General features: G+C 52.5%; 27 protein-coding genes. 10 read left to right on the forward strand and 17 right to left on the reverse strand.

Features of this window, described 5'->3' with window-relative positions:
• Nucleotides 1-74 precede the first annotated feature (74 nt).
• The 3 genes from FHP88_RS01400 to nadC all read left to right on the forward strand — a co-directional run bounded on the left by FHP88_RS01400 (nucleotide 75) and on the right by nadC (nucleotide 3,735).
• Nucleotides 75-2,333: a DUF1631 domain-containing protein gene (locus FHP88_RS01400; protein ID WP_144357197.1), complete on the forward strand. Its 2,259-nt coding sequence runs from the start codon at nucleotides 75-77 to the stop codon at nucleotides 2,331-2,333.
• Between the two features lie 216 nt (nucleotides 2,334-2,549).
• Nucleotides 2,550-2,894, forward strand: coding sequence for an FKBP-type peptidyl-prolyl cis-trans isomerase (locus tag FHP88_RS01405; protein WP_144357198.1), 345 nt, complete (start codon nucleotides 2,550-2,552; stop codon nucleotides 2,892-2,894).
• Nucleotide 2,895: 1 nt separating this feature from the next.
• Nucleotides 2,896-3,735 carry a carboxylating nicotinate-nucleotide diphosphorylase gene (gene nadC / locus FHP88_RS01410; protein ID WP_144357199.1) on the forward strand — a complete coding sequence of 280 codons (840 nt, stop codon included), beginning with the start codon at nucleotides 2,896-2,898 and terminating at the stop codon, nucleotides 3,733-3,735.
• 4 nt (nucleotides 3,736-3,739) lie between these two features.
• Here nadC and FHP88_RS01415 read toward each other — a convergent pair whose 3' ends face one another.
• On the reverse strand, nucleotides 3,740-3,979 hold the full coding sequence (locus FHP88_RS01415; protein WP_144357200.1) for a hypothetical protein: 240 nt from the start codon (nucleotides 3,977-3,979) through the stop codon (nucleotides 3,740-3,742).
• A gap of 186 nt (nucleotides 3,980-4,165) precedes the next feature.
• Here FHP88_RS01415 and FHP88_RS01420 point away from each other — a divergent pair, with 186 nt between their 5' ends.
• Complete coding sequence (locus FHP88_RS01420; protein WP_144357201.1) at nucleotides 4,166-4,876, forward strand: FKBP-type peptidyl-prolyl cis-trans isomerase; 711 nt, start codon at nucleotides 4,166-4,168, stop codon at nucleotides 4,874-4,876.
• Nucleotides 4,877-4,922: 46 nt separating this feature from the next.
• On the opposite strand, the gene FHP88_RS01425 is transcribed toward FHP88_RS01420, so the two are convergent.
• From FHP88_RS01425 to FHP88_RS01435, 3 genes are all read right to left on the reverse strand, one after another.
• The gene (locus tag FHP88_RS01425) at nucleotides 4,923-5,801 is read right to left on the reverse strand and encodes a radical SAM protein (RefSeq protein ID WP_144357202.1); all 879 of its coding nucleotides are present in this window, start codon (nucleotides 5,799-5,801) and stop codon (nucleotides 4,923-4,925) included.
• Nucleotides 5,802-5,807: 6 nt separating this feature from the next.
• Nucleotides 5,808-6,992: a formylglycine-generating enzyme family protein gene (locus tag FHP88_RS01430; RefSeq protein WP_144357203.1), complete on the reverse strand. Its 1,185-nt coding sequence runs from the start codon at nucleotides 6,990-6,992 to the stop codon at nucleotides 5,808-5,810.
• 69 nt (nucleotides 6,993-7,061) lie between these two features.
• Nucleotides 7,062-8,531: an AAA family ATPase gene (locus tag FHP88_RS01435; protein ID WP_144357204.1), complete on the reverse strand. Its 1,470-nt coding sequence runs from the start codon at nucleotides 8,529-8,531 to the stop codon at nucleotides 7,062-7,064.
• A 262-nt stretch (nucleotides 8,532-8,793) separates the two neighbouring features.
• Between FHP88_RS01435 and FHP88_RS01440 the strand changes: the two genes are divergently transcribed.
• Together FHP88_RS01440 and FHP88_RS01445 are read left to right on the forward strand one after the other, a co-directional pair.
• Complete coding sequence (locus tag FHP88_RS01440; RefSeq protein WP_144357205.1) at nucleotides 8,794-9,513, forward strand: sulfite exporter TauE/SafE family protein; 720 nt, start codon at nucleotides 8,794-8,796, stop codon at nucleotides 9,511-9,513.
• Nucleotides 9,514-9,520: 7 nt separating this feature from the next.
• Nucleotides 9,521-10,408 carry a sigma 54-interacting transcriptional regulator gene (locus FHP88_RS01445; RefSeq protein WP_144357206.1) on the forward strand — a complete coding sequence of 296 codons (888 nt, stop codon included), beginning with the start codon at nucleotides 9,521-9,523 and terminating at the stop codon, nucleotides 10,406-10,408.
• Between the two features lie 72 nt (nucleotides 10,409-10,480).
• Here the strand turns inward: FHP88_RS01445 and FHP88_RS01450 are convergent, their stop codons facing one another.
• Nucleotides 10,481-13,162 carry a bifunctional acetate--CoA ligase family protein/GNAT family N-acetyltransferase gene (locus tag FHP88_RS01450; protein ID WP_144357207.1) on the reverse strand — a complete coding sequence of 894 codons (2,682 nt, stop codon included), beginning with the start codon at nucleotides 13,160-13,162 and terminating at the stop codon, nucleotides 10,481-10,483.
• Nucleotides 13,163-13,242: 80 nt separating this feature from the next.
• Between FHP88_RS01450 and FHP88_RS01455 the strand changes: the two genes are divergently transcribed.
• Complete coding sequence (locus FHP88_RS01455; protein WP_144357208.1) at nucleotides 13,243-14,169, forward strand: histone deacetylase family protein; 927 nt, start codon at nucleotides 13,243-13,245, stop codon at nucleotides 14,167-14,169.
• Between the two features lie 12 nt (nucleotides 14,170-14,181).
• Here FHP88_RS01455 and FHP88_RS01460 read toward each other — a convergent pair whose 3' ends face one another.
• The 11 genes from FHP88_RS01460 to fur all read right to left on the reverse strand — a co-directional run bounded on the left by FHP88_RS01460 (nucleotide 14,182) and on the right by fur (nucleotide 21,139).
• On the reverse strand, nucleotides 14,182-15,456 hold the full coding sequence (locus FHP88_RS01460; protein ID WP_144357209.1) for a TRAP transporter large permease: 1,275 nt from the start codon (nucleotides 15,454-15,456) through the stop codon (nucleotides 14,182-14,184).
• Nucleotides 15,453-15,941 carry a TRAP transporter small permease gene (locus FHP88_RS01465; RefSeq protein WP_144357210.1) on the reverse strand — a complete coding sequence of 163 codons (489 nt, stop codon included), beginning with the start codon at nucleotides 15,939-15,941 and terminating at the stop codon, nucleotides 15,453-15,455. The genes FHP88_RS01460 and FHP88_RS01465 overlap by 4 nt, the downstream gene beginning before the upstream one ends.
• Entirely contained in the window at nucleotides 15,938-16,276 is a 339-nt protein-coding gene (locus FHP88_RS01470; RefSeq protein ID WP_144357211.1) for a cupin domain-containing protein, read from the reverse strand. Before FHP88_RS01470 ends, FHP88_RS01465 begins: the two co-directional genes overlap by 4 nt.
• A 3-nt stretch (nucleotides 16,277-16,279) precedes the next feature.
• Nucleotides 16,280-17,275 carry a TRAP transporter substrate-binding protein DctP gene (gene dctP, locus FHP88_RS01475; RefSeq protein WP_144357212.1) on the reverse strand — a complete coding sequence of 332 codons (996 nt, stop codon included), beginning with the start codon at nucleotides 17,273-17,275 and terminating at the stop codon, nucleotides 16,280-16,282.
• Between the two features lie 67 nt (nucleotides 17,276-17,342).
• The gene (locus FHP88_RS01480; protein WP_260843125.1) at nucleotides 17,343-18,119 is read right to left on the reverse strand and encodes a TRAP transporter TatT component family protein; all 777 of its coding nucleotides are present in this window, start codon (nucleotides 18,117-18,119) and stop codon (nucleotides 17,343-17,345) included.
• Nucleotides 18,120-18,219: 100 nt separating this feature from the next.
• On the reverse strand, nucleotides 18,220-18,594 hold the full coding sequence (locus tag FHP88_RS01485; protein ID WP_144357214.1) for a cell division protein BolA: 375 nt from the start codon (nucleotides 18,592-18,594) through the stop codon (nucleotides 18,220-18,222).
• A 135-nt stretch (nucleotides 18,595-18,729) separates the two neighbouring features.
• Nucleotides 18,730-19,035: a BolA family protein gene (locus FHP88_RS01490; RefSeq protein ID WP_186297554.1), complete on the reverse strand. Its 306-nt coding sequence runs from the start codon at nucleotides 19,033-19,035 to the stop codon at nucleotides 18,730-18,732.
• A 150-nt stretch (nucleotides 19,036-19,185) separates the two neighbouring features.
• Nucleotides 19,186-19,644 (reverse strand): hypothetical protein, encoded by a 459-nt coding sequence (locus tag FHP88_RS01495; RefSeq protein ID WP_144357216.1) that lies wholly within the window; start codon nucleotides 19,642-19,644, stop codon nucleotides 19,186-19,188.
• A 51-nt stretch (nucleotides 19,645-19,695) separates the two neighbouring features.
• A complete protein-coding gene (locus tag FHP88_RS01500) occupies nucleotides 19,696-20,271 on the reverse strand; it encodes an ankyrin repeat domain-containing protein (RefSeq protein WP_144357217.1) in 576 nt (191 codons plus the stop codon).
• A 96-nt stretch (nucleotides 20,272-20,367) separates the two neighbouring features.
• On the reverse strand, nucleotides 20,368-20,697 hold the full coding sequence (locus FHP88_RS01505) for a DUF1820 family protein (RefSeq protein WP_144357218.1): 330 nt from the start codon (nucleotides 20,695-20,697) through the stop codon (nucleotides 20,368-20,370).
• 10 nt (nucleotides 20,698-20,707) lie between these two features.
• The gene (gene fur / locus FHP88_RS01510) at nucleotides 20,708-21,139 is read right to left on the reverse strand and encodes a ferric iron uptake transcriptional regulator (protein WP_144357219.1); all 432 of its coding nucleotides are present in this window, start codon (nucleotides 21,137-21,139) and stop codon (nucleotides 20,708-20,710) included.
• Nucleotides 21,140-21,293: 154 nt separating this feature from the next.
• Here fur and hisI point away from each other — a divergent pair, with 154 nt between their 5' ends.
• The 3 genes from hisI (at nucleotide 21,294) to FHP88_RS01525 (ending at nucleotide 23,926) form a co-directional block, all read left to right on the forward strand.
• Nucleotides 21,294-21,719, forward strand: a complete 426-nt coding sequence (hisI, locus tag FHP88_RS01515) for a phosphoribosyl-AMP cyclohydrolase (RefSeq protein ID WP_144357220.1) — start codon at nucleotides 21,294-21,296, stop codon at nucleotides 21,717-21,719.
• A gap of 20 nt (nucleotides 21,720-21,739) precedes the next feature.
• Nucleotides 21,740-22,519 carry a hydroxyacylglutathione hydrolase gene (gene gloB / locus FHP88_RS01520; RefSeq protein ID WP_144357221.1) on the forward strand — a complete coding sequence of 260 codons (780 nt, stop codon included), beginning with the start codon at nucleotides 21,740-21,742 and terminating at the stop codon, nucleotides 22,517-22,519.
• A gap of 66 nt (nucleotides 22,520-22,585) precedes the next feature.
• A complete protein-coding gene (locus tag FHP88_RS01525; protein ID WP_144357222.1) occupies nucleotides 22,586-23,926 on the forward strand; it encodes a dihydroorotase in 1,341 nt (446 codons plus the stop codon).
• A gap of 43 nt (nucleotides 23,927-23,969) precedes the next feature.
• Here FHP88_RS01525 and FHP88_RS01530 read toward each other — a convergent pair whose 3' ends face one another.
• Nucleotides 23,970-24,821 carry a 6-pyruvoyl trahydropterin synthase family protein gene (locus tag FHP88_RS01530; RefSeq protein ID WP_144357223.1) on the reverse strand — a complete coding sequence of 284 codons (852 nt, stop codon included), beginning with the start codon at nucleotides 24,819-24,821 and terminating at the stop codon, nucleotides 23,970-23,972.
• Nucleotides 24,822-25,091 lie beyond the last annotated feature (270 nt).

The following is a 25,091-nucleotide window of genomic DNA, read 5'->3' on the forward strand; positions in this document are numbered from 1 at the left end:
CTCCAAACTGTAAAACCCTCGAATGTGGGTTACTCTTTGATACTGATTGAGATAGATAACGTTGGAATCCAGTTATGAAGGCCGGAAATATAATTTCATTTGATGGTAAACGCTCGGGTGAGCAGACCGTGAAGCTCCGGGACGGGTATCAAGGTACCATTAATGCATGCCGACAGCTGTTGGTGAAGATATTGCCGCAAAGAACAGATGCCTTGTTTGAGCGTCTGGATGACGTGTTGTATGCCTTGGCAGATAAGGCGGAAACCAATCAGCAGCAAACCACCTATTTTGAGTCTATGCGGAGTCTGCGGCGAGATCGTGAGCAGGTCGAGAGTGCCTTTAATAAATGCGTCCTTGGGCGGTTTGATCGATTCTGGACTCATGGTCCGGGTTCTGTGCCCAATGATGCGCCCGATGCCACTTTTTCCAGCGATGAGTTGGGTTTGGTAGAGAGCGATGATCTGGAAGAGGGGCTTGCGGTTTCGGGTATGGTGTCCAAAGGTAATAACAGTTATTACCGGGATCTTTATGCGCTCGATCAGCGCTTCAGCTATCTGCTGAGTGGGGTGCGTATTGAGGAGGATAATAATCCTCTCTCACCTGCCTCACTGGCAGCAGCCTTTAAGCAGTCGGTTTCATCGCTCTCAGTGACGCTTGCCGTCAAGTTGGTCATATATAAGCAGTTTGAGAAAGAGGTTATCGGTCATCTGGGGCAGGTCTATGATCAGATGAACGCGACGCTTGCAAAGGCTGGAATTCAGCCTGAGATCAAGCCCTCTATGCGCCGTAGTAGTGGGCAGAGTCAGGGCGCTGGGTCCACTTATGCCGGCGAGAGTGGCTACTACAGTGACGAGGCGCACTCCGCGATTCAGGCTGAGGTATTTTCCACCTTGCAGCAGCTACTGATGCAACATCGCCCGGTTGCGCAGCACTCCTCCGCCCCAGTTCAGTATGTTGATAGTATGGACCTGCTTTCAGCGCTATCGGTATTGCAGCACCAACACGGTGGTTCTTCTCAGACTGATGGCCATGTTTTGGATGCTGGGACAGTCAGGACAATCCTGCTTAAGTCCCCGCATATTGGGCAGCCGTCCGGTGGAAGTAAGGCTATTGATCGTTCAGATGAAGATACGATTGATGTGATCTCAATGCTTTTTGAGTTCATATTGGATGATCCGGGCCTATCAGATGCCATGCGTGCCTTGTTGGCTCGCCTGCAGATCCCTATGCTCAAAGTGGCAATTCTGGATAAATCGTTCTTTAGTAGAAAAGACCATCCGGCGCGGCGTCTGTTAAACGGCATGGCGCAGGCGGCTATTGGGTGGACTGAGCAGTCCGGTCGCAGTGGCGATGGTTTGTATGCCCATATTGATGCCGTCGTCAGTAGAATACTGTCTGAGTTTGATGACAATCTGGGTCTGTTCGAGGAGCTGAACGAACAGTTCTCGGCCTTTCTGGATCGGGAGCAACGTGGCGCTCATGTGGCCGAGGAGCGTGCTGCCCAGGTTACTCAGGGTAAGGAGGTCTTGGTTGAGGCCAAGCGGCATGTGGCCGAAGAGATCGGACGCTGCTTATCTGAATATGAATCGGTTCCTGATGTAGTGCAGAACTTGGTGCGTGATGGCTGGAATGATGTGCTGTTGCTGATCTATTTGCGTAAGGGGCAGGAGAGTGAGGAGTGGTCTGAGGCGGTACGTCTGATGGATCGATTGGTCTGGAGTGTTATGCCAAAGCCTTCACAGAGTGAGCGGCAGGAGTTGCTGCGCTCAATTCCGGATCTATTGAAAGGGTTGCGTGCCGGCCTGGGTGAAATTTCCTACAATCAGCACAAGATGACCCGTGCATTCAAAGGCTTACAGGCGCGCCATCTGGCCTGTTTGCGCGGTGGGCGGGTGGTCGAGTCGGCTGAAAACGATGAGCAGCCGACTGGGGTCGCTCGGCCGGCTGAGGCGGTTATGGAAGAGATTGTGTTAGAGACTCCTGGAGGCGTCGGTCATGTTGCGGATCTGGAGGTGGACGATTTTGATCAGCAGGCGGCTGATTTGCAGGTAGGTACTTGGTTGGAATTGACCGATGAGGAAGGGGCGGTGGTGCGTACCAAGCTTTCTTGGCGTAGTAGTGTCAGTGGTAGCTGTCTGTTTGTTAATCGCAAGGGGATGAAGGTGGCGGATGTGACCCAGCAAGGTTTGGGCGTCTGGCTACGCAGTGGCAAGGCTGTGGTGCTGCCTGAGTTGGATGTGCCGCTGATGGATCGGGCGTTGACTTCAATGGTGAGTGCGCTGAGTAAGGCGGGATCGAAAAAGTCGGCAGCGGAAGATGATATGGATAAGTGATCGGTTGTAAATGAATACTGTGCCGTTAAAACCCCCGCTGGTCGGGGGTCTTTTTTTGGTGGTGTTGATCGTGGGTTTGTGTCTGGCGATGTGTGTTGGCAAAAGTATACAATAGTCCGCTTGTGACGGTGGTTGCGCATTAAATATGGCTACCCTTGTTTTGCGCGATGCATCTTGTGGAAGATGGGCGCTTATCGGAAATCAGGAAACAGACTAATGCCAGAGAAAATGACAGATTCAGGTCTAAAATATGACGATCTTGTTGAGGGTGAAGGTGATGTAGCTGCCGCCGGGCAGCGCGTTGTTGTTCACTATACGGGATGGCTGACGGACGGCAGTAAGTTTGATTCCAGCCTGGATCGGAATGATCCCTTTGTTTTTGCCCTAGGGGCAGGTCAGGTGATTCGCGGTTGGGATGAAGGGGTCCAGGGTATGAAGATTGGTGGAAAGCGTAAGCTCACCATTCCGCCGCAACTGGGCTATGGCGCACGCGGTGCGGGTGGTGTGATTCCTCCCAATGCAACGCTGGTGTTTGAGGTAGAGCTATTGGAGATTCGTTGAGTTGATCGCTCTTGAATCAATAGATATCGGCGTACAAGTCGGTTTGGCACTGCAAGAAGATCTGGGGTCGGGGGATCGCACGGCGGCACTTATTCCAGCGGATGCCAGTTCCAGAGTCAAGGTGATATCCCGGGAAGCGGCGGTGATCTGTGGGGTGGCGTGGTTTGATGAAGTCTTTCGTCAGTTGGATGATGCCATCGTTATCGATTGGCATTGCCGTGACGGTGATCGCGTTGAGCCGGATAGCCTGGTTTGTGAGTTACGGGGCAATACCAGGGCGCTGCTGAGTGGTGAGCGCAGTGCGCTGAACTACCTGCAGGTGCTGTCGGGTACGGCAACCCTGGCGAGGCGTTATGCGGATGCAGTGGATGGAACCGGGGTGAGGATTCTGGACACGCGCAAGACTTTGCCAGGTTTGAGATTGCAGCAGAAGTACGCCGTTACCTGCGGTGGATGTGATAATCATCGAATCGGACTGTTTGATGCCATTCTGATCAAAGAGAACCACATCAAGGCGGCTGGCTCGGTCTCTGTTGCCGTGAGGACGGCGCTGGCGATGGCTCCGGATATTGAGGTGGAGGTTGAGGTTGAGTCTCTGGCTGAATTGAGTGAGGCGCTCTCAGCGGGAGCCAGGCGTGTTTTGCTGGATAACTTTAGCCTGGATCAGCTTCGAGCGGCGGTGAGTCTGGTGGGTGGTGCGGCGCGCCTGGAGGCCTCTGGCGGCGTTAATCTTTCCACTATCCGAGCGATTGCCGAGACGGGGGTTGATGATATTTCTGTGGGGGCGTTGACCAAGGATGTTGTGGCCATTGATCTGTCGATGCAGTTCATCGACGATTAAAGGGTCAGGCTTTTACGTCCAGCAGGGAACCTATCACGGTGTCAGCTGTCTTCAATGCCTTGACGGAGGTGCTGATCTGAAGGCTGCTCTGGTGGAGTTCAACCAATGCACGAACGGCGTCTTTGGTGGGTATTTGGCCGTTTAGCTGGTTTGTGCTGGCGATGTCAGTTGCGCTTTTGCGCATCTGTCGCATGCCTCGTTGAATGCCTTGGACAGCATTGCCGGATATGGAGTTGATTGCCATTCAATTGCTCATAGGTATAGGTATTCTGCCTTTAGCATAGGCAGTAAACCTCAGATTGCCAAGGGTTAAAAGTCAAATATGTGACTTTTTGCAATTATTTGACGCATTAAATGATTAATAACTACTAATAATGTGTTCTTATCGATTATCGACTTGGTCGAGTCACAATAAACTAAAGGAAACTCAATGTTTGTCTCTATTAAATACGCAATCCCAGCCGCCGCCTTGACAATCGCTGCCTTCTCGTTACAAGCAGAAGACCTGGCTACGTTGCAGCAGCGCTTCAGTTATGCCTTGGGGCAGCAGTTTGCCCAGCAGTTAAAGCAACAAGGCGTTAACGTCGATGGGGTTGCGTTTGGCGCAGCGGTTGACGACGCGCTGAAAGGTAATCCATCCAAAATGACTCCCGAGCAAATGGGTGAAGCCTTCCGGTTGACCAAAGAGGCTATGGCCAAGGAAAAGGCCGAGGCTGCTATAGCCGCACAGCAGGCGAGTGAGAAGTATCTTGAGCAGAACAGCAAGCAGGCGGGAGTGGTTGTTCTGCCCAGTGGGTTGCAATATCAGGTGATTCAGCCGGGTGAAGGTGCGCCCCCTCCTGCAGATGCCGAGGTGACGGTTCATTATCGTGGGACGCTGATCTCTGGCGAGGAGTTTGATAGCTCTTATGCCCGTAATGAGCCGGCGACCTTCTCCCTAAATGGGGTCATTCCTGGCTTTAGTGAGGGGCTTGGCATGATGAACAAGGGTGCCAAGTGGAAACTCTTTATTCCCTCAAAGCTGGGTTATGGCGAAGTGGGTGCCCCAGGCGCTATTGGTCCAAATGAGACGCTGATATTCGAGGTTGAGCTGATCTCAATTACACCAGCAAAGGCACTGGAAGAGAAGAAAGGCGAATAAAAAGGAGGGTGAGCCCCATCCCTCAACGGAGTGGGGCTCACGCCTATTAGAGTCGCCGTAAATGCCGCGGTCTGAGGTGTTGGTTATGGCTTATGGCGTGATCAATCTGTGCCACGAGACGATCCCGGTCACGCGGCAGGTTGCCCGCCAGTGCCAGCGCATTGGAAGCGTGATTGGAGCGAAATATAACCGCATTGGGTGGGTCAATATTTGCAACCAGTTTGCGCTGTTCCAGCAGAATAGCGTGGTCATCCTGCATCTGGAAAGGTTCTGCAAACTTGCGTAAAAATTCCCGTTCTTCATCGGTTTCCAGGAACAGCTGTAGCGTCGAAAGATAGGTGACAGGCGCGTTGTTGAGCAGTGCGATTGTTCCTTCAATATGTTCATCGGACCGATCCTGACCCCCTAGCCCTAAAATGACCGTGGCAGATACCTTCAGTTTTGCGTGATGCGCTTTATCCAGGGCGGCTTGGATGCTGCGTGGGCTAGCGCCTTTGGTGATCTTTTTCAGAATAGTAGCTGATCCAGATTCGATGCCGAGATAGAGGAGATTGAGCTTATGTGCGCGCAATAGGCTGAGTTCCTCATCTGACTTGCGGAGAATATCACTCGGGTTGGCATAACAGGAGACGCGGGTCAGTTTTGCAAATGAGTTGGACAGCTTTTCCAGTATTTTCAGGAGGTGGTCAGCTGAGAGGGTAAGGGCATCTCCATCGGCCAGGAAGACCCGTTGAGCATCGGGCCAGACCCTTGCCGCCCTATCGATTTCTGCAAATACCTCATTCAGGGGGCGTACCTGAAACGTCTTCTGTTTATACATGGAGCAGAATGAGCACTGATTGAAGTGACACCCCAGCGTCGCCTGGATGATCAGGTTGTTGCCCTCACTGGGTGGGCGATAAAGCGGCATGTCGTAATGAATCATGCTGTTTTAATCCTTGGGTGGGTAAACCAGTCGGGCGCCGCAAAACAGGCGTGGATTATCTGCGTTTGCATGATGCCTAAAGGTGATTCGTCTAATGGGCGGCTGGGTGTGCAGGCATCCACCCCGTAATACATGATGGCCTAAGGCGAACGCTTGTTCACTGCCGACCGGTTCAGGATCTGCGGAAAACTCACTATAGGGCTGGAAGAGGTTGGCGCACCACTCCCAAACCCGGCCGTTTGGCTTCAGAGCCTGGGTGCGCATGGCCACCTCCCATTGGTATTCGTGCTGTAACACGGCGCCTGAAAGTTCGCCGCCGAGTGAGGCGACCCAATTGGCGTAAGCTTGAGCTTCATGTTGCGATAGGCCCATTACAGGATCATCGGGGAGTAGATCTGCCGGCCCATTTAGACTGATGCCATACCAGCTGTTTTGATCGTCTTGGCGCCAATGGTGTGGATGGCCTTCTGTGGTCTTCCGCCAGTGCCATCCAGCTTCACTCCAGAGCTGCCTCTGCGCATAGCCGTCGGCCTCCATGAAGGCCAAAAATGTGCCGTTGTCTACCGGGTTAGGATCGATCCGAAAGTTACTCAGCTTAACCATCTGTGCAGGCTGCTCGTTATCCAGCGCGGCTGGGTCTTGTTTGGCGCCAATCCTATAGTGGCCTTGCGATATGCCGATATGATGGCTCTCGGGTTGTTTGGCGAATAGGGGGCGTGCAGCATGATAAGGCTCATGCAGTATGATCCTGTATTCAACCAGGACTTGCAGCATCTGTTCATAAAGTGCTGCCCGCGCTTGATTGATCAGATGGATCAGGCGGTCCTCTACAAGTAGCTCATGGGATGGTAAGCGCACACGATTAGCCAACTGCATGAGATTCTCTTCGTGCAGTTCCAGGGCCCAGTTTAGCAGGTGTTGTTTGGGTGGCAGTCGATCCCATTGTGTCTCCGCGGGGAGTGCTCCGGGAGTAAAAATCTCACTTACCCGGTCGGTCAGGTCGGTATCGCCCTGTACCATGCCGCGCACCAGGTAGGTTTCAATAAAGGCCGCCCGGCCGTAGTACCAGAGAAGCGGCGCCAGGTCAGGGTGATAGCTTTTTCGGCAAATGGACTCATCGAGTGGTTCAATCAAGTCCGTCATCATCTGTTGCAGGGTGTTGAGTTGACCCAGGGGGTGTGTTGCTTGCATGGGTTGTGCCTGTCTTTACTGCTGTAGTGGGTTGAAGGGTAGTCGATTGCGCTTGTTAGGGGTATCTGGCTAGTCGGCTGTAACGGTGCGGCCATTTGCCCAGGCCCGTAGGTTTTCCATCTTTTCAGACATGACCACGGACAGTGGACTGGTCCTTTCGATCTCTTCAAGCAGTTGTTCAGTATTCATTTTTTTATCCTGAGCCTGTGCGGCATAAATCGCCGAGACAATGGCTTGCTCAATTTCCGCACCAGTAAACCCTGCCGTTGAGTCCGCCAGCAGTGCTAGGTCAAAGCCGCTGGGCGCCTGATTTCGACGGCGCAAGTGAATGTCGAATATCTCACGTCGTACCGCGCTCTGGGGGAGGTCGACAAAGAAGATCTCGTCCAGTCTTCCTTTGCGTATCAACTCTGGGGGCAAGCGCTCAATGTCATTGGCCGTGGCGACAATAAATACCGGGCTTTTGTTTTCTGCCATCCAGGTGAGCAGGGTTCCAAGTATGCGCTGGGATACGCCCTCATCCGAGTGGCCTGGTGATACGCCCTTTTCGATTTCATCCATCCAGAGTACGCAGGGTGCCATGCTTTCTGCCACATCCAGTGCACCACGCAGGTTCTTCTCGGTTTCACCAATATACTTGTTGTACAGAGCGCCAAAATCGATTCGCAGAAGGGGAACGTTGAATGTCCCTGCCACAGCCTTGGCCGCCAGACTTTTGCCTCCCCCTTGCACACCCAGAAGCATGATCCCCTTGGGTCTGTCGGCGGTATTGGTTTTGTTGGTGAAGGCGTTGTGGCGGTGACTGAGCCACTCCTTCAGCCGGATGAGTCCGGCGACCTCGGCAAAGCTGGCGGTGTCATATTCGAAGGCGATGACGCCATCCTGGTTGATCAACTCATATTTGTTCTTCATCAGACCGGGAAGATCGTCCTGGCTGATAGCGCCATCATTCTCAATGGCGGAGCGGATCAGGCGTCTGGCGTCGGTGGCCGTGACGCCGGAGAGATTGGTTGCCAGTCGGTCAACCGCTATGGGGTCAGCCTGGACCTTGCGTTTATGTCGGGACTGCCAGCGACGCGCCTCTTCTTTAATCAGCATTTTGATGCCGGCTCGATCCGGCAAACGCAGCGTGAAGCGAGCTGTCAGATGTCGGATCTCTGGTGGTATTGGTAGGTCATGGCTTAAGAAGATCAGTGTTTTCGACAGGTTCTCATACTCTTGGGCAATCTCTTTGATCAGTCGAACATGAATCGGATCGTCAAGAAAGGGGTGGAAGTCTAGTAATAAATAGTAACCGGGCTGTGATACGGCCTTAATGTGTTTGAGCACTTCAGCCGGTTCAGAGGTGAATTTCTGGGCACCAAAGTCAGCTTCCAGGCGTTTCAGCCCCTCGGTCACTGCCCATTGGTACATGGGATAGTCGAGCCGAAGACCCAGCTGGGCTAACATCTGCGCGACCCTTACCTCTTCCAGAGATTCAATCACAATGATCGGCGTGTGTGAGGTAAGTATCAGCTCCAAGTCATGCAAATCTTTCATCAGGATCCCATTGTTATGGTGTGTTCGAATGTACAGGATTGGTATCAATCCACAGCCGTATTACGCTGGCATTGTGCGGCAATGAGATGGGGTGTTCAATTGTCTATTGTCAAAGCGTGATGGTGTCCGATCGCATACTATACCAACCTGTAGCAGTATCTATCTGTAGTGAGCGGCAGCGATGACCTGTCCTTACGCTAGGGTGATCACGGGCAGCCAGGTCTGTAAGTGGTTCAATATTGATTAGATGGTGGAAAAGCGCTTGGATCTGTCATTACCGCTGGCTTTTACTGTTGGATTGTTCAGTGCCGTGCATTGCATCGGCATGTGCGGCAGTATCATGGGCGCATTAAGTTATGGTTTACCGCCCAATATCAGACAAAATAGTGCCCGTTTTCTGCTCTTTCTGTTTGTGTATAACAGTGGTCGGGTATTAAGTTATGCGTTGGCCGGTGCGCTGTTGGGCCTACTTGGTAGTACACTGCTGGATGTGCTGGGCTCGGGTCAGGGGCATCGATGGTTACAGTGGTTTGCAGCACTGATTATGGTGCTGATAGGCCTGCATATAGCGGGTTGGCTGCCGAAACTGGCTCAAGTCGAGCGAATTGGCGCGCCGCTCTGGCGTCTGCTTGAGCCGTTTGGACGTCGCCTGATGCCCGTTCAGTCAATACCGCAGGCCTTGGCTTATGGTGCTGTATGGGGATGGCTGCCCTGTGGTTTGGTTTATACTATGCTCATCTCAACCGCTACCAAGGTAGGACCCGCGAATGGTGCGCTTTACATGGCGGCATTTGGTTTGGGCACATTGCCTTCGGTAATGGCTGCCGGCTTGTTGACAGGCCGGCTTTATCGCTATGCTCAAAATCCTTATTTGAAGGTGGTTGTCGGGTTGATTATTATAGCAATAGGTCTTTTGACCCTGTGGTTTCCTGAGCTTCTGGATGTGACCGCTTATCAGCGGGCACCCATTGATAACGAGTGATACAGTTATGAACAGTGTTACCGAGAAGATGATAGGACACTCCCCGGTATTTACCCGGGTAGTAAATGCCGCGCGTATGGTGGCTGTGACCGATGTCCCTGTGCTGATCAGTGGTGAGCCTGGAACAGGCAAGGCGCTGCTGGCGAGGGAGATTCATGGGGCAAGCCCGCGTGCTCTGGCGGCCTTCAGGGTGGTTGGCTGCTCGGGTGTTGATGAAGCGGGCCTGGAAATTGAATTGCAGGCGAGTGCGGCGGGTTCGACGTTATTTTTAGATGAAGTGGCTGATCTGGGTCTGGAGGCACAGGCAAAGCTGCTCCACTATATGGAGTCAGTAGAGGCGGGGCGCGCCGGATATCCCAATGTGCGCATACTGGTGTCCACTTGCCGGGATCTGTTGGCCCTACAGAAAGCAGGTCGGTTTCGCGAAGATCTCTATTATCGGTTACACGTGGTGCCTATCACTATGCCACCATTGCGGGATCGGACCGATGACATTGTGTTGTTATTGAAACAGTTCACCGCGGATCTGGCACGCCGCCATGGCCGTAAGGCACCTCGTTATTCGGTGACTGCCCGCAATTTGATTAAGCAGTATCGCTGGCCGGGAAATGTGCGAGAGCTGCACAATTTCTGTGAGCGTATGGTGATACTAATGGCAGGCGCCATTGTTCAAACAGCCGATATGCCGATAGAGATCCGGCGGGATGCCAGCACGGCTTCAGATTCGACACTCTTTACCCTGCCTGAAGGAGGTATTGATCTGTTTGCCCTTGAGGGTGACATGATCAGGCAGGCGATCAGTATGAGTGGCGGTAATCGGAGCAAGGCCGCTCGGTTGTTGGGCCTTACTCGGGATACCCTACTCTACCGTATCCAGAAGCATGCCATAGAGTAGTTGAGCTTCATTGTTTAAAGTTGAATAAGCCCTGCCCTGAGCAGGGCTTGTTCGTTTCAGTTGTTAATTTAATCAGAGCCAGCGTTCAACAATACGTATACCGGTATCTTCCGGTGAGTTGCGGATAGCGAAACCGAGTCGCCGCATCAGCGAAAGCATTTTGTTGTTGTCAGCGAGAACTTCACCCTCAATCATGCGGATACCCCGCGTTCTGGCAGACTCCATCAGCGCCTCCATGAGGCGGGAGCCGATACCCATCCGGCGTTTTGTATCCAGTACCGCCAAGGCAAATTCGCAGGATTGGTTGTCTGGATTAACGGTATAGCGGGCTACGCCAAGTTGAGTCCGTTTGCCGTTTTCAGTAATCACTGCAATCAACGCCATCTCACGGTCATAATCTGGCTGGGTAAAGCGTGCCAGCATCTCCGGTGTCAGTTCATCAATCGTCTGCATGAAACGAAAGTACTTCGCTTCTGGAGACATGTTTCTGACAAACTCCTGTTCTATATCTGCATCCTCTGGTCGAATAGGCCGGATGGTCAGAACTGTTCCGTCTGGCAAGTGGAGACGATTGACCAAATGCGAGGGATAGGGGTGAATGGCCATGTGGGCGTAAGGGATGGGAGCATTCGATGGACGGGCAATTTTAATCCGGACATCCGCTGCCATGACGCCACGGTCATCCGCGAGTAACGGGTTGATGTCCATTTCAACGATATGGGGTAATTCACAGACCATGTTCGAGACTCGCAGCAGTACATGCTCCACAGCCTCTTGCTTTACCTTGGACATCTGTCTGAACGGTTCAAGTAATTTGGCGGCTCGGGTCCTGGCAATCAATCGTTGCGCGAGTAGGCTATTGAGGGGGGGTAAGGCGACAGCGCTATCACGCAAAATCTCTACTGCTGTACCACCTGAACCAAAGGCGATCACCGGACCAAATACGGGATCTCGCTTAACGCCGACCATCAGTTCACGGGTGTTGGGATTAGCTGACATGGGTTCGATGGTAACCCCCAGAAGCTTCACCTCGGGGTGTCTCGTGCTAACGGATTCCATCATCGATTTATATGTGGCATGCACTTCTGGTGCGGTATTGATATTAAGTCGTACCCCGCCTATATCCGACTTGTGGCTTATATCTGGTGCATTGATCTTCATGGCCACGGGAAAGCCAACCGTTTCAGCCGCCACAAGTGCCTGGGTGGGTGTGTTGGCCTCTATTGATTGTGTGCAGGGGATATGAAAGGCGCGCAGAATGGCCTTTGATTCAAGATCAGAGAGCAGTGTCCTGCCCTCGGCCAAGGCGGATTCCATGATCAGTCGTACGCCTTCCACGTCTGGATCACGCAGATCAGAGAGTGGTCCTGGGGTCTGCTGTAACAGCTTCTGGTTTTGACAATGCCTCGACAGATAAGCAAATGCTTCTACCGCCCGTTCTGGTGTAATGAAGCTTGGGATGTGCTGTGATGCAAGTTGTTCCCGAGCCTCCCGAATACGGGTTTCTCCCATCCAGCAAGCCAGTACCGGTTTACCTTTTCTGTCTTGCGCCGCCTCAATGACAGACTTGGCGGCAGCAAGAGGGTCACTCATGGGCAGGGGCGTGAACAAGGTAAGGACACCGTCGATATTCGGGTCATTGATGCATGCCTTGACGGCCTCGCCATAGGTTGCAGATGCAGCATCTCCGGTAATGTCTATGGGGTTGCTGTGCGACCAGTTGCTGGGGAGGTGTTTGTCCAGCAGATTGACGGTCTCTGCACCTAATTGGGCTATCTCGACCCGAAGATCTTCCGCGCGGTCAGTAGCGAGTACCCCGGGACCACCACCATTGGTAATGATGGCCAGTCGGTTGCCATTGACTTTCTTGCCGGCGGAGAGGATCTCGGCGGCCGCGAACAGTTGCCCGAACGTCATGGCCCTTACCACGCCAGCCCGTTCCAGTGCCGCATCAAAGACATCATCGGAGCCGATCATCGCGCCGGTATGGGTGCTGGCAGCCTGTGACCCTTTGGTGTGGCGGCCCACTTTCAAGACAATGACCGGCTTGGCTCGGGCAGCGGTACGCAATCCGCTCATAAAGGCGCGGGCGTCATGGATGCCTTCGATATAGAGCAAGATAGCGGTGGTTTTATAGTCTGAAGCCAGAAAATCCAACACATCGCCAAAGTCGATGTCCGTGGCATTGCCCAGAGATACCACAGTGGAGAAGCCCAGTTGATGAGGTTTGGCCCAATCCAGGATAGCCGTGCAGAGGGCCCCCGACTGGGAGACCAGCGCCAAACCACCTGCTGGTGCGGGTGTTTCTAGAAAGGTTGCATCCAGTCCCACGCTTGGACGCATTATTCCCAGACAATTAGGGCCTACCAGTCGAATATTATAGTGGCGGGCGGTCTCCAGTATGGATTGTTCAATACGTGCGCCGGCCGGGCCGGTCTCACGAAAACCCGCCGTCAGAATGACCGCGGATCGAACACCTTGCTCGCCGCATTGCCGGATAATACTCGGGACGGTCTTGGCGGGTGAAGCAATCACCGCCAGATCGATAGCGTGTTCAACATCTCCTATTGTCTTAAAACAGGTGTGGCCTTGAACCGATTTGTGGCTGGGATTGATGGGATAGAGTCCACCCTTAAATCCTGCTTCGAGCAGATTTCTGAAGACACGCGTACCGACGCTGTCAGTTTTTTCACTAGCACCGAATACGGCGATGCTTTTAGGGGAGAACAATGTGTCGAGATGGTGTGGGCCCATGTGCCTTTTTTGCCTGTTGCCTAGGAAAAGAATAGAGTAGGAATGTGATAGCGATTTTACATTTTTTTGAGGATTAAGTTGTGCCTATAGCCTATATTTCTCATCCAGATTGCCTGTTGCATGATGTCGGTCAAGATCATCCAGAACAGCCTGGTCGTCTGCGCGCCATACAGGATCTACTCATCAGTACCGGTATGGAGTTTGCCCTCTCACAATATGATGCGCCGATGGCAACACGGGAACAGCTGGAGCTTGCGCACGATCCTGATTATGTCACCATGCTGTTTACTGATGCACCCCATGAAGGAATCCTTGAGCTCGACGGGGATACCTTCATGATGCCTAAGACCCTGGATGCAGCGCTGCGTTCCGCCGGGGCCGTGGTTAAGGGGGTTGATCTGGTGATGAGTAAGGAGGTGACATCGGCCTTCTGTGCTATCCGTCCACCCGGTCATCACGCTGAACGGGATCGCGCGATGGGTTTTTGCTATTTCAATAACGTGGCGGTAGGCGCGGCCTATGCACTGGCTAAGCATGGTCTAGAACGTGTCGCCGTGATTGATTTTGATGTGCACCATGGTAACGGCACAGAGCATATTTTCGAAACCGATCCTCGGGTGCTCTTCTGTTCCAGTTTTCAGCATCCGTTTTACCCCTTTACCGGACACGAGACTGAGACCGACCATATCGTCAATATCACCTTGCCTGCCGGTACCAATGGAGAGGAGTTTCGTAAACAGGTTGAGGCGCATTGGCTGCCTGCTTTGCACCACTTTAAGCCGCAACTGGTGATGATTTCTGCCGGGTTTGATGCGCATATCTCGGATGATATGAGTCACCTGCGGTTACGCGAAGCCGATTATGATTGGGTGACCACCCAGCTAAAGGAGATTGCAGATACCTATGCGGAGGGACGGATCGTCTCTACATTGGAGGGCGGGTATGAGGTGGGTTCGTTGGCGCGCAGTGTACTGGCACACCTGGATGCCTTGCTCGGCCATCGTTAGGAAAGGATATTGTCAGGAGTTCACCAACACCAGTGATAGCCAAGGCCAGTAGGTGATGATCAGTAGGGCTGCCAGTAGTATCAGAAACCAGGGCAGGGTGGCGAGATAGAGTTGAAGTACAGGTTTTTTAAAGCGGTAACTGGCAATAAACAGATTCATACCTACTGGTGGAGTGAAGTAGCCGATCTGCATATTGGCTAGAAAGATGATGCCGAGATGCACAGGGTCAACGCCGTAGCCGATCGCAATGGGTAACAACAGCGGCACCATCAGCACCAGGGCTGAGAAGATATCCAGCATGGTGCCGAGGATCAACAGGAAGATGTTGAGCAGGATCAGGAAGGTCAATTTACTGCTGACCAATTCCTGAATAGTATCAAACAGCAGGCTGGGTATGCCGGCATCAATCAGGTAATTGGTTGATGCCAGCGACAGTCCCAGGATCACCAGGATGCCCCCCACCAGTACCATTGATTTACGCATAATGGCAGGCAGGTTCCGCAGGGAAATCTCCCGCAGTATGAAGACCTCTACCACTAATACATAGAAAGCGGTTACAGCCGCCGCTTCAGAGATGGCAAAATAGCCACTGTAGATTCCACCGAGCACTACAATCGGCAATGGTAGCTCCCAGGCGGCCTGCTTTATCGCGCTGAGTGCTTCTTCAGAAGAGAACGATTCCAGTGGCAATGACCGACTGGAATAGATCGACCAGCCGGTCAGCAGGGTCAACATGAGCAACCCCGGTAGTATACCGGCCAGAAACATGGCATCGACGGTGATATTGCCGGCTATGCCCAGTTGCTGGGCAATAACGGCATAAAGAATTAATGGAAGTGCCGGTGCAAAAAGTAATCCGAGACTCCCTGATGTGGTGACCAGCCCAAGACTAAAGTTTTCCCGATAGCCCGCATGGGTCAGGGCCGGGTAGAGTAGCGCGCCGAGTGCAACGATGGTAACGCCAGAGGCGCCGGTAAATGCCGTGAACAGGGCGCACGCAACCAGTGAAACGATGGCTAGGCCTCCAGGCATCCAGCCGAGCAGGGCTTGGGTCAGCCGAACCAGGCGCCTGGGTGCACCGCTTTCGCTCAGTAAGTAACCGGCAAAGGTAAAGAGGGGTATTGCCAGTAGTACCGGCATTTCCGCAATACGGTAAAACTCAATGGCGACAACGGAAAGATCAATGTCACTGCGATAGAAGCCGAGCATAGCGCTGGCGGCGATGATGCTGAACAGCGGGGCGCCAAAAAGGGCAAGAATTAACAGCGCGACGCCTATGAAAATCATGAAACGGCCTGTCCTTGATTACCAATCAGCGCATTGAGCAGTAATCGTAGTGAGATGATGCCAAAGCCAATTGGCATGATCAGCTGAAATGGCCAGATCGGCCAAGTATCCAGAAACAGTGCGTTATCCTCCATTTCAAATAGCACGAGACGTGCGGCGTGCCACGCCAGGATTCCACAGACCAATGATGCAAAGCTGTCGGTGATCAGGCTGCTGATGCGTCGCGCGCGAACAGAAAGATATCGGGAGAGAAGATCAATCCGAATATGGTTATTCTCCCGTGTGGCCGCCATGGCACCGAGCAGGGTTATCCATAGCACCATGAGTCGTAATGTGGGGTCGCCCCAGGAGAGACTGTAATCCCAGAGATTTCTCAACAGAATCTGACTGGTGGCCAACAGAATCATACTGGTCAGTAACAGTGTCAAAAGCAGATCTTCCATCTGCAGCAGGAGTGCGCTTAGCCGCTTCAGTTTCGTGATCATGCGTTCACCGGATCCGTCACTCTGGTTGCAAGGTGAAACGCCAGCCAGATACAGTGGGGATCAATGGACGTGGTGATGACGCGATGAGGTGTGCCTGCGGGTATGAGCAGGCTGTCGCCAACACCGAGGGTGATCTGTTCGTCGGCTATCTCCAGGATGCCCTCTCCCTGAAGAACCAGTACCCACTCGTCTTCGGGTTGCTGAAATGGCTCTGAGCGGAAGGCAGGAGGGCTGATGATGCGCTGCAGTCGAATATGCGGGTTCTCCAGCAGCGTTTCAAACTGTTCCTGATTAAGCGCCTGTCCGAATTCCTTGAGCAGGTTTACTGGCTGCATCGGTTATCCCTTGACCTTTCTTACCGTCTCCAGGTGTTGCTGAATCTGTTTGAATAACACAGGATCAAGCTGGTTCTCTTGATTGAGGCGCTGTTCCACCTTGTCAATCAGTTCCTGCCAACTTTGGCGATCACCATTCATCGGCTGGTGGAAGATAATACCTTGTTCTTGCAATGCCTTGCGGGCACCCAGGTTGTCACTTCTATTCTGCTGGTTTATTTGCTGAAACTGCTTCTCCATGACCTGTTTCAAAATCTGGCGATCACCGGGGGTGAGTTTACTCACGGCTTTCTCGGTGATGACCAGTGTTCCATAGAGGTAGATCAGTGGAATGTCAGCAATATGTTTGATCCGGGTGTGCCATTGCAGTGCAATGGCCCCGATCGGTGATGAGCCAACGGTATCGATCAGTCCGGTTTGCAGCCCAGTGAGCACGTCAGTCAGTGGCAGTGGAACGGGTGAGACGTCGATAGTACGGAACGCCGTTAGGCTGATCTGATCGCCTTCGGGACTCCATATTTTCTGCTGGCGCAGGGCGTCAACACTGTCTAGCGGTAAATGCGACATTAAGTAAGCGAAGCCACCCTCGCTAATGCCGTAGCTGATAAAGCCGTTCTCTTGCAGACCCTTGATCAGTACTGGATCGACACGTTCCCGGACATAATCCACCTCTTCAAATGAGCGGAAAAGGAAGGGGAGGCTATAGATCTGGATATCAGGGTAGACAGAGGAAAGCCCCCCTGCAGTAATCGCACCGCCGTGCAATTGACCGACGCGAATCTTTCTCAGCACGCTGTTGTCGTTGCCCATTACGCCGCCGGGATAGAAGCGAATCTTAACCCGGCCGTTGGTCTGTTGCTCTACCTCTGTAGCGCCCTCCCGCATGATCTTCATCCAACTGGTGCCATCGGGTGCCAGGGTGGCAATCTTCAGGGTGGTAGCACTGACAGAGAGTGCGGGCAGGAGTATAGATAAACAAAGAATTAGGCTTTTCAGCATGGTGCATCCAGGCAATTATTGTTGTGGGTTTGTCTTAAGCTTAATACTTTTTGGTCTACAGCGCAGACTAGAAATAACCGTCACCTAATAATTCTACAGCCTGTTGTTTTGCGAGGATATTGCTTAGGGTCAGGTCGGGGGCTTCGGCGGGGGCATCAAGCACTTCTTTTAGCAGTCTATCATGCAGTGACTGGTCAAAAACCAAACGGGCATAGCGCCGGGCAAACTCTACTTTTGCAATCAGATCGCGACCTTCCGAATAGGCGATGGCCTGCTCAAAGTGATATCGGCCAGTCTCAGGTTTCCCGCCAAGTGCCGGGGGAAGTTGAGAGCGCATCACGGCCAGGTAGAGTTGGGCTCGACCCTGGTCATACCCAGGGGTCTTGGAGATAATTCGTTCTAACAACAGCTCAACTTTGGGTAAATCAGCCAGGGCGCCCCAGTCATCTGTCCGGGCGGCAATCCAGCTTGCCCAGCTGGTGGCGTAAGCATAGAGTACATTCAATTCATCCAGGCCGGTTTCATTCAGGCTCGATTTGAATTTTTCAAACGGGACGCGCTCTTTTTCACAGAGCGTGATGTGCCGTAAACAGAGCGCCTGGCTGGCGTAGTCACGGGAACGGTTGGTCATGCGTTTGATTCGGTCGGGATCACGAATCAGTCCGCTCGCTAAGGCGGCGTAAAGCCGAGAGCCGGCGACCAATAAGCCTTGATCGTCTGGATTATCCCGGATCATGCCATCGAGTAGCAGAAGATAGGCGGGTGCCCCGGCCCGAACCGTATCCGGATCATCTTGATTCAACATGGCGCTCGCCAGATTACTGGCGAGCCGTTGTGTTGCCATCGAGGCGCATCCGCTCAGCACCATCAATAATAGGATGCTGATTATCCAGTACGGCAGGGCTGCTATCTGTGGTGCAGGCGTTGGATACCTGACGGATGCTTTAGCGGTGCTTTTTATTGACCTGTTCAATATGGTGGACCCAGTTGTTGAATGCGGTCCCGAGATTGAATCCGCCATGCATGCGTCCTCGAAAGGTACCAAAGCAGCGATCCTGATGTTCATCGTCGGGGTTTTCGAGTCGGGTCGAACCAATATTCAGCAGCATGAAAATCAGAAAAACATCCAGTATCAGCAGTAGGATGACGGCCGGACCATGTAGCAAGATACTCTGCTTGATCCAACTGAAGATGATGGCCTGAAAATCAATGGCGACCCAGATAGTTGTAAACAGCAGGGCTACGGCCATCAACGAAGAGAGGTCAGCGACCCGCTCATGATTACGTGCATAACCCTTGATTTGCGAACAGATCGTCATACCACTCCCCCACTTTAATTATAGTTTTACCTGAAATTAAGGAAAAAACTGAAAAAGTGCAAGTCTGGTGGTGAATTATGTGAGATGAGTGTTGGGGGAAGTGTGACTATGCAGACCCTGCTTGAGGGTAGATCCCTACTTGCCACCACCCATGCAGGGTGGTGATTTTGGGAATGTTCCGCCTTTCTGTTGCCACTGCTCGGGGGTCATCGTGTGCAGCGCCAAGGCATGCAGGCCCTCATCAAATAGTGGTTTTGCCAGGCTGTTGACCATTCGATGACGATTGACCAGAGACAAGCCCTCAAATTGATTGCTTACGACCACAATCTTAAAGTGGGACTGTGCCCCTTTTGGCACATTGTGCATATGGCTTTCGTCAATCACTTCCAGGTGTTGCGGCTGCAGTGCTTCCTGAATCAAACTGGTCAGACGTTGTTTCATACTTCTATTACCCGTATTACCCGGCTGCTTTTCTGGGGTCATCCAGAGAACTATTTCACGCCCATAGCAACGTAGCGCATCATTTACAGTTTAATGATACGCCTAATCCCTGCTCAAATAATCAACGGCAAAATTGAGGTTTATGGGCGGTTATTGCTCATCCTTGAATGACCGGGTCAGTTGATACTGCTTCTCGGCTTCATTTTCCACCTCACCGGTTTCACTCTCTATCATGATACAGTTTTTCGCCATACGCGCTTGAATGGCGGCCTTCCAGGCGGCATTAAACGCCTCTGTCATCAGAGCGGTGGGTGTCAATGTGGCGGCACAAGCGGCGGCAATAAAGTGCTCGGCCTGTAGTCCCCAGTCGGCATCTCGGCCGCAAGCGGTGTAGGTCTTTGTAGCAATTGACTTAGCAACCTTGTAGGCATCGTTTAAGGCATGCACATCGCTTTGTGGGTCCAGTGCAATCTTCAGCGCCGATTCAAGTCTGGGGTTATCTGTTAACCCGATGACGCTTTGGGTGAAGCGTGCCCCCAAGATGCGCTGCTGATCCTGTGTGAGGTCGTTTAGCGCTGCTTTCAACTCCTGATCATTCTTAATGCTCATGGTATCTCTCCCTTTTAGTGATGAAACTCGCCTTATTGAATTTAGATTGTGTCAGGTATCTTTTTTACGATTTTCCAATGATTTAGCTATTTCAGTGTGCTGGTTTGCAATGGCCCAGCTATGTGCAGTTTCGCCTTCGAAGTCATGGATCTCAGTCGCTGCGCCCCCTTGGAGCAGGGCATCCACAGTTGCTTTGTGCCCACGTTTGGCGGCCCAGATAAGGGCCGTCCAGCCTTTGGTCGATTCCTGCATGTTGGGGTTAGCACCCTGTTCAAGCAGGCGTTTTACCACTGAGGCGTGATTATTCGATGCGGCGAGCATCAGCGCGCTATAGCCGCCTTTATCAGTCAGGTCCAGATTCGCACCAGCGCTGATCAGTTGTTCGGTCGCGATTTCGTGGCCATAGAGCGAGGCCTTCATAAGTGGGGTCCAGTGGCAACTGTCCCGAGCATCGACAGGCTCTTGGCTCTTCAGAAGAGCAGCGATGTGCTGCGTGTCTCCAGACTCGGCGGCACTGATTAAAGGGGGTACGGTGGTATCATCCAGGCTTGGCGATTGTGGTGAGCATGCCACTATGAATGTGCAGGAGAGCAGCAGGCTGATCAGAAATGATTGATCCCTTTTCATTGGCGTTACCGAATATTCTGGTTGCCTTATATTCTAAGGGATGCAGAAGATTGGCAATGATTATTCTCAATAAAAGATGGGCGGGGAAAGGGGTGGTTATTTGTCTGAGCTTTTACCGGGGCCATAAATATGCCCAGGGAATGGCGTGATATTGGGGCTGCCATCCAGCTCCATTATTTTGCATTGGCCGCGTTTTTCAACTTCGTCGACCCGGATGACGGCGTGCATCGGAACCAATGTGCGACTGACGCCACTGAACTCACTCTTGAGTTTCTCTTCGGATGGATCGATGACCAGAGCGCTGTTTTCGCCAAAAATCAGCCCTTTGATTTCGATAAACCCGTAAACATCGGCCTGATTCACCGATTCGGCAAAAAGCTGATAGACTTTTCCCTGATTAATGAATGAAACTCTGAAGATACGCATCCCGTACTCGTTACTTACGTTCTGACTTTGTCTGGCACTGTTTGCACAAGCCATACAGCGTCATGTTGTGCTCGGCCATTTTGAACCCGGCCTTCTCAGCGATCTCTCGTTGCCGGTTCTCAATCGTCTCATCATTAAATTCCTGAACCAGTCCGCAGCGTACACAGATAATGTGATCGTGGTGATCGCCCTCGGCAATCTCGAAAACCGCCCTGCCCCCTTCAAACTGATGACGTTTGACTAATCCAGCCTGCTCGCATTGAGTGAGAACACGATAGATTGTGGCGACACCAATATCTTCATCATGGGTCAGTAATATCTTGTAAATATCCTCGGCACTGGCGTGCTGGCCCTCACCCTGGCTCAATATTTCAAGTATTTTGAGACGTGGGAGGGTAACTTTGAGTCCGGCTTGTTTCAGCTTTGATGTATATTCGGTCACTGCCCTGTTCCTGATGAGGCTGCTTTCGGCCAGTATACCACCCCGTTTCTGCAGAAGGCATCTGCCACAGGCTTTTTGAGTCGAAGTTCATGACGCGATCCCATCAGTGTTATGATTTCCATAGAACCTATGTGTCAAAGTACTGGATGGACTAATGAAGAAAAGTGAAAAGTTTAAGCTTGGTGAAAGCTTACCCCTGGCTGAAGTGCTGGATAACCTTCCGTTTAATGCTGATGGGCTGATCCCTGCCATTGCCCAGCAGCACGATACCGGCGAGGTATTAATGATGGCCTGGATGAATCGGGTGTCACTGGATGAGACACTGGAGAAGGGGCGGGTATGCTACTGGTCTCGTTCACGTCAGAAGTTGTGGCGCAAGGGTGAATCTTCCGGTCAGGTACAGATTCTTAAGGATATGCGCTTCGATTGCGATGGTGACACCATCCTGTTATTGGTGGATCAGACGGGGCCTGCCTGCCACACTGGGCGTCGTACCTGTTTTTATAATGCGGTACGCGGTGACAAGGTAGAGGTGGTCTCGGAGCCATTGATTGATCCGGAAGACCTCTACGGAAAATAGTAAACGAGCGGAGTGACCCTATGTTGGAAATTACCCCCGTCAAGGCATTCAAGGATAATTTCATCTGGATGCTGCATAACCCTGGCAGCGAAACAGCCGTGGCCGTAGATCCCGGTCAGAGTGAGCCGGTGCTGGCCTGGCTCAAATCACGGGGATTAAGATTGAGCGCTATTCTCATTACCCACAAGCATATCGATCACACGGGTGGGGTAATGGATTTACAATTTGCCTTTCCAAAAGTGGCAGTCTTTGGTCCTGCCCATGAGACCATTCGGGGCATTAAGAGTCGCCTGAAAGAGGGTGATCATCCCGATATACCGGGACTTCAGGCTGATTTTGAAGTGATGGAAGTGCCGGGCCACACCGAAGGCCATATTGCTTACTATGGGGAAGGGGTCTTGTTCTGCGGTGATACGCTGTTTTCTGCCGGTTGTGGAGGCATCTTTGGTGGCACCCATGAGCAGATGCATGACTCTTTGCAGCGTATAGCTGCCTTACCACCAGAGACCCAACTCTATTGCGCGCACGAGTACACTCTGGCAAATCTTGGGTTTGCGAAATGGGTAGAGCCGGAAAGTAAAGCTATCCCCGCACGAGAACAAGAGGCCCAGGCGCTACTCGCCAAGGGAGAAAATTCTGTACCCTCTCTCCTGCAAACTGAGTTACAAACAAACCCGTTTCTGCGGGTAGGATTGCCTAATGTAAAAGCGGCTGCCGAAAAGTATGTGGGGCATTCCTTGGCAGACGGTGCTGAGGTGTTCACTGCAGTTAGGCGATGGAAAGACAGAGAGTACGATTGAGTTCCTTTCTTAGCCTGATCAATCAGCTAAACTCCATGTAGATACGCAAACAGAACAGAGACCTTTATGCCTGAGCAGATATTGATTAAGAATGCCTCCATGGTAAACGATGGGCGGATATTGGAAGGTGATCTTCTCATTCGACGGGGTCGGATTGAGCAGATCGCAGCAGAAATTTCTGTCCCAGAGAATACGCGGGTACTGGATGCTGGAGGGCTGACCCTCATTCCGGGCATGATTGATGATCAAGTTCACTTCCGGGAGCCCGGCGCTACCCATAAAGGCGATATGCAGAGTGAGTCTCGTGCTGCGGTGGCGGGGGGTATCACCAGCTTCATGGATATGCCCAATACCAATCCCCAAACCACCACGCGGGCAGCACTCGAAGATAAGTATTTAATTGCCGAAGACCGATCTTCGGCAAACTACGCCTTCTACCTGGGTGCCACTAATGACAATGTGGAGGAGATTGCGGCACTCGACCCTAAGCAGGCCTGCGGGGTGAAGGTCTTTATGGGGGCTTCAACCGGTAATATGCTGGTCAATAGTGAAAAGGCCCTTGAGGCAATTTTCAAAGATGCCCCGATTTTAGTGGCGACCCACTGTGAGGATACGCCTACCATCCAGCATCTGGAGGCGGTGTATCGGGAGAAGTATGGCGAGGATGTGCCCATCGCCTGCCATCCTGAGATCCGTAGCGCTGAGGCGTGCTATCTCTCATCCTCTATGGCCGTTGGTTTGGCCAAGAAACATGGAACACGCCTGCATGTCCTGCATCTTACCACGGCCCGTGAGATGGCCCTTTTTGAGCCAGGCCCGCTTGATAATAAAATGATCACGGCAGAGGCCTGTGTCCACCATCTCTATTTTGATGATCGGGACTATGAGAATAAAGGGAACTTCATCAAGTGCAACCCGGCGGTGAAGAGTAAGACCGACCGGGATGCAATTCGCAAGGCACTTGTAGAGGGCCGCATTGATGTGATTGCTACAGACCACGCGCCACATACCCTGGAAGAGAAGCTCGGCAGCTATTTTAAGGCACCGGCTGGATTGCCCTTGGTGCAGTGGGCATTACCGATGGTGTTTGAGTTGTATCACGAACGGCTGATTACCCTGGAGCAGCTGGTTGAGAAGACCAGTCATGGACCGGCGCGACTCTTTAATGTTTCAGAGCGAGGCTATCTTCGAGAGGGATACTGGGCTGATTTGGTCCTGGTTGATCTGCGTAATCCCTATCGGGTTGAGCGAGGTGACGTACTCTATAAATGCGGTTGGTCGCCCATGGAAGGAGAGCGTCTGCGGACCCGAATATCGACAACTTTTGTGAATGGCCAGGTGGCCTATCGTGATGGCCGCGGAGTCAATACCGCGGTAACTGGTCAGCGCTTGAAGTTTGACCGGTAGTGTTTTTTTTCAGAGGCCTTGGCTGATTATGATCAATGTCTGATCAGGCAAGGCCTATTGCCCCTTTGTCAACGCCTTCATAGGCCTCAATCCTGAAATCATCCTCTGGATGCTCACTTTTCAGGGTTGCCGCAATATGCTGAGCCAAATTCTCTACGGTTGAATCCGTCTCAATCAAGTAACACCGATCACTGGGGATCTCGAGCTTAAACAGTCCCTGATTGGCGGTGTATCCAAACCGATGGCACTCGATTCCGTTCTCCTGGAAGGTCTCTAGAAGATCGCTCTGGGTGCCAATGTAAATGGCCTTCCAGCGCGTTGCCCAATCGGCTTCCAGGGATTGATCACGATCATTATTGCGATAAATGACAATGCGAGAGCGGTGTCCATGAGCGATTCGCTGGCAGTTGCCGGCGTGGTGCTTGAGGCCATGACTGTATTGGTACCAGGCATCACTGGCCATCTCTGGATAGAGCCGGATGCGTAGTGCCTGGACATTATCAGGTAATACGCTCTGGAGTTTTTCGCTGATGACACGGATCAAGATTGCTTCGGTGATAGCGGGCGCGGCTATCAGGGCGATAGCGCTGTAGGGACTGCTGTGCCGAATGATCTCGCCTGATGCCAGTTGAAACTGAATATCACAGCGATGTTCAAGCTGCTGAATCTGGCATTGGGGATATTGGGTGGGGATGAGCAGGCAGTGATCGTATTCACGATCAATCGTCTGTTTGACCTGTTTTTTGACTTCGCTAAAATCAAGGACCATCCCCTGATGATCGAGAGAGCCGTCCAGCTCAATGTCCACCAGCCAGCTCTCCCCCAGCAGCCCATGTACCGGGTCGAGGTAGGAGAAATCAATCACGGTCAGGCGGTTAACAAAGAGTGTAGTCATGGTGGGTGTAGAATCAGCCGTTCAGAGATCGGCATCTTTGCAGGGTTGCACCCTCCATGCAACTCCGCGTTAGCCTCCGTCATTCCGCACCGACCTCGTCATTCCCGCGAAGGCGGGAATCCAGGGTGTGCGGGCACCTCGGGTCGTGGCTGGATTATTCGCTTCGCTCACCCTTCGGGCCGACTTTCAGGTGTTCAGTGCGCTTCGCGCCTCCCACCTACATCTTGTGGTTAGCCGTCGTAGTCATGAATCATATGCGCTTCCGTCCCA

Origin of the sequence: Sedimenticola selenatireducens (genome assembly GCF_007625115.1) — a bacterium.
In the GTDB taxonomy this organism is placed as follows: domain Bacteria; phylum Pseudomonadota; class Gammaproteobacteria; order Chromatiales; family Chromatiaceae; genus Sedimenticola; species Sedimenticola selenatireducens_A.